At 35.9% G+C, this 4,212-nt stretch carries 2 protein-coding genes and 1 pseudogene; 1 reads left to right on the top strand and 2 read right to left on the bottom strand.

What is annotated here, in order from left to right:
- Nucleotides 1–472 precede the first annotated feature (472 nt).
- Nucleotides 473–1,789, top strand: coding sequence for a group II intron reverse transcriptase/maturase (gene ltrA / locus HRT72_06435; protein NQY67344.1), 1,317 nt, complete (start codon nt 473–475; stop codon nt 1,787–1,789).
- Between the two features lie 42 nt (nt 1,790–1,831).
- On the opposite strand, the gene HRT72_06430 is transcribed toward ltrA, so the two are convergent.
- Nucleotides 1,832–2,320: a GNAT family N-acetyltransferase gene (locus HRT72_06430; GenBank protein ID NQY67343.1), complete on the bottom strand. Its 489-nt coding sequence runs from the start codon at nt 2,318–2,320 to the stop codon at nt 1,832–1,834.
- A gap of 192 nt (nt 2,321–2,512) precedes the next feature.
- Nucleotides 2,513–3,916, bottom strand: a pseudogene (locus HRT72_06425) (IS1182 family transposase).
- Nucleotides 3,917–4,212: the final 296 nt, after the last annotated feature.

The raw sequence follows: 4,212 nt of genomic DNA, 5'->3' as shown, positions 1-4,212 counted from the left end.
ATTAATCTAGAGGGTGCAAGTCCCTTATGGGCGAGGGTCGTGCCTCGAACCATTAGTAAGTCGCAAGCTGGTTTGTCGCGAGGCGTGCAGTGAAGGAAGCGAGACTACAAATTTCGGTACTGACGAACAGGAACCGCATACGAGGCATATTTGATTGGGTAAGCAAGCACATCTTTGTAAAGCCCTAAGAATACCAAAGGTCAATTATGTAGATGCGGCAGGGATCGAATGAAAGAAGATGCAATTACCTGGGGAGGTCTCCGCAGTCACGAGTTGGCAAAGAGGAGAAGTCAGCAGAGGTCATAGTACTTACAGGAAACGAGGTGGGAAAAACCCACAGGTCTCACACGTAAGGAAGGACTGAACGATAATGGTCTTTAATGAACAAAGGAGTTGTTTTATGTTAATGGTAGTTTCCTAGTAAAATAGCAGCCTTTGATTAAGCGAGACAGCGCAAGTATTTTGAGTATAAATGATTAAACAATTAACAAGTAAACGGAACCTTAACCAAGCCTATTTGCGTGTATATCGTAATAAGGGAGCAGGAGGAGTTGACAAAGTACAGGTAACTGGACTAAAATCAATTTTACAAGCAAACAGCAAACGATACACTAACCAGATAGAACGAGAGATGTATGAGGTCTCTCCAATATTGGGAGTTGAAATACCTAAGAGCAACGGTACAACGAGATTACTCGGCATACCCACCGCGATTGATAGAGTATTTCAGCAAGCACTACATCAGGTACTGCAACCAATATTTGAGTCAGACTTTCAGCAGCATAGTTATGGTTTCCGTCCCAATCGTAATGCTAATCAAGCGGTAAAACAAAGCCTTAAGCATATAAATTCGGGATACCAAGACGTGGTGGATATCGATTTGAAGAGTTTCTTTGATGAAGTAGAACATTATGTATTGCTTGAGTTGGTAAGCAAAAAGGTAAATTGTAGCGCCACCATGAAGCTATTACGTTCATTTTTACGCGCACCGATACAAATCAACGGTAAGCTACAAAAGCGAACCAAAGGGGTGCCACAAGGTTCTCCTTTGAGCCCATTGCTCTCTAATATCTTACTCAACGAGTTGGATAAAGAATTGGAGAAACGCGGACATCGTTATGTGCGATACGCAGATGATTTCAGTATCTATGTAAAAAGTAAAGCATCTGCAAAAAGAGTAGGTAATAGTATCTATAAATTTTTGTGGAATCACCTTCATCTTCCAATAAATAGGGAGAAAAGTGGAGTGCGCAGACCCTCAACTTTTAACTTACTAGGTTTCGGATTTGTACCGACCTATAAGAAAGGAGAAAAAGGGAAATATCAGCTAGTGGTACAAGAATCCAAATGGAAAGAATTTAAGCGAAAACTTAAACAACTGACCAAGAAAACTATACCAGCTAGTTTTGAAGAGCGTCTCCACCGCATCAACCTACTAATCCGAGGATGGATAAATTACTTTAAAGCAGCCTCCATTCAAGCAAAGCTTAAAAAGCTAGAAGAATGGCTTCGAAATCGGCTACGGTATTGCATATGGCACGACTGGAAAAAGCCCGAAAGAAAGAGAAAGAATTTCATTCGATTGGGAATTGACCAAGGACAAGCCTATGCATGGAGTCGTACTCGTATGGGAGGATGGGCAGTAGCCCAAAGTCCTATGCTTCGTACAACTATTACCATAGCAAGAATGAAAAAGAAGGGTTATGTTAGTTTAATCGACTATTACAATAAATCGAAACGTATCATTATTGAACCGCCGTATACGAGACCCGTACGTACGGTGGTGTGAGAGGTGCACTCCGCTCAATTTTGGGCGGAGCCATCTACTCGATTAGGTACAGTATATTTCTATATCAGTATTTAAGATTTCTTTATTCGAATGGTAATGAAGTCCTATTTTTTTCAATAACTGCTTTGATACAAGATTTTCTTTTTCCACCAATCCATATATTGTGTTCAAACCCTTTTCTTTCAGGCCATATGTGACTAATTTTGATAGTATTTCTGTAGCTAATCCCTTATTCCAATTTTCTCTTTTCAAATGACATCCTATGTGATGACCATCTATTGATTCAAAGAAGTTCAAATTGACAGTCCCCATTATTTCACCCGTTTCTTTACATCTTACAACCCAGAAACCAATTGAAGTTTCATTTTGTAATAATCTTTTATTCAAAAAATCTGAAAAAAAATCAGGGTGCTTATTCTGAAATGGTTTAACAAATTTATTTGAATCAGGTTCAGAATACATTTCAAGTAGAGAATCAAAATCATCTCTTTCTAATGGGCTCGATATCGTTCTTTCTGTGGTTAGTGTCATTTTAATTGTACCTAACGTGAGTCTGCGCACAAACTCCTATTTAATTTGAAATTAGCCAATATTGTCAGTTTTAGAATGCTTTAGAGGGAGTTAATTTTCTACTCTAGTTAAAGTAGTGTATTTTCTATTTTGAGAAAAGGGGCTTATATGGATTAAAAAAGACACAAATAGCCCTGAAAAACTAAGGCAAAGCTCTTTTAGCTTATTTTTTAGTTCGTTTATAGTAAAAATAGACATCAGTCTTCTAAGGTTGTAAACCGTCATCATCATGTTTACTTCTGAAAGTACATTTTGTTTGCCTTTCATCAGGGTAAAAGTAAATCCCCATTGTCGTTTTAGTGTTCCAAATTGGTGTTCAGTTACTTGTTGTCTTAATCTGTAATAATCAGGATTTGAATCTACTCTTTTTTTGTTGTTTTCAACTGCTTCTTGATAAATAGAACGTTCAATAAATCGTCCGTTTTTATTGGTTGTACATTGGTCTCTGAGCATACAAGTTTTGCATGCTTGTCGGTTTTTATAATGTTTAACCTTGTGTTTGTTTTTATTATATACTGCTCCGTTTGTGGCTAGTATTTCTCCTGCAGGACAGGTATAGTGGTTCTTTGGAGCATTATATTTAAATATTTGCATATCATATAAGCCGTTTTTCAGAGAGGAGTGTGCCTTAGGAGAAGAGAATGTAGTGATGTTGTTTTTAGTGCAAATATCAATATGTTTTCCGGTGGTATATCCTTTATCAGTTAAAACATTCATCTGTTTTAAGTTCAATAATTCTTTAGCATCTAAAGCCATCGGTGATAGAGCATGTGTATCATTTACCGTTCCGGTATCATTATTAATAAATAGGTTGTGTTTACTGTCGGAACCAGCTTGAACACAGTAACCCACATTAATAATATTTTTATGGAGAATAACACTTCTGGCATCAGGGTCGTTTAAACTAATTTGTGTTTCACCACTATCTTTAAGTTGTTTTTCAATACGTTGATAATTCTCTTTCTTAGAATTTTGATAAACTATTTTTTGATTAATATCCTCTTGTTTATCAACCGAATCTTCTTGTTCTAATTGTTTTTGATAGTCATCTATTTTATCATCAATATATTTAATATGTCTGTCAATTTTCTTTTGATTAAAATTGTTTTTCGAAGCATTCTGTGCTCTAATTTTAAAGGAATCAATTGCAATAGTCTGCCCATCAATAAGGTTAAGGTCTTTAAGTATTACTACAAAATATCTGAAGGCTTGTTTAAATGCTTTGGCATTGTTTTTTCTAAAATAAGCTATCTTCCTGGCTGAAGGTTTGAGTCCTTTGATGAGCCAAATAACCTCAAGATTAACTTGGCAAGCATGGGCTAGTTTTCGTGACGATCGTAAATGATTTTTATAACCGTAAAGATAAAGCTTTAATAAATCAGATGGTGAATATGGTGGTCTTCCTTCTTGTTCAAAAGTATCTTTAAATCCTAAATTATTTAAAGGAAGTATATCAACAAATAAATCTACTATTCTTGCCCATGAGTCTGGTTTCACAAATTCATCAAACGAAATCATTTGTAATTGATTTCTATTAAACCCCTGAATAAAATCCATAATAGTGTTGTGCTTTATTACACTATTAAGATACAAAAAAGTGGAGGTTCTGATCAATTTAATTTAGCAAAAATACATTGTGAGTTTTTGCGCAGTCTGACGTTTAGTATATGGCAAGTAGGGCAGTAGAAAGCGATACACTTTCAAGTTTGCTCTGAGCCACATTTTTATATTTTGTTTTTAACTTATTCATCTTAAAAGCCAAATTAAAAATTTGGCGGTGTTAGTAAATAGCACTGAACTTTCGTAATCCACAGAACGCCCTATTTGCTATATACAGTGTGTGTGCCCAGCAT

The sequence above is a fragment of the Flavobacteriales bacterium genome, from assembly GCA_013214975.1.
Lineage (GTDB): Bacteria > Bacteroidota > Bacteroidia > DT-38 > DT-38 > DT-38.
Note: the sequence above shows the minus strand (reverse complement) of the source record. Positions and strands in the feature narration are given on the sequence as shown.

Excerpts from the sequence above, each read along its gene's own strand:
- ltrA (NQY67344.1), top strand. The coding sequence starts at position 473 with ATGATTAAACAATTAACAAGTAAACGGAACCTTAACCAAGCCTATTTG.
- HRT72_06430 (NQY67343.1), bottom strand. The coding sequence starts at position 2,320 with ATGACACTAACCACAGAAAGAACGATATCGAGCCCATTAGAAAGAGAT.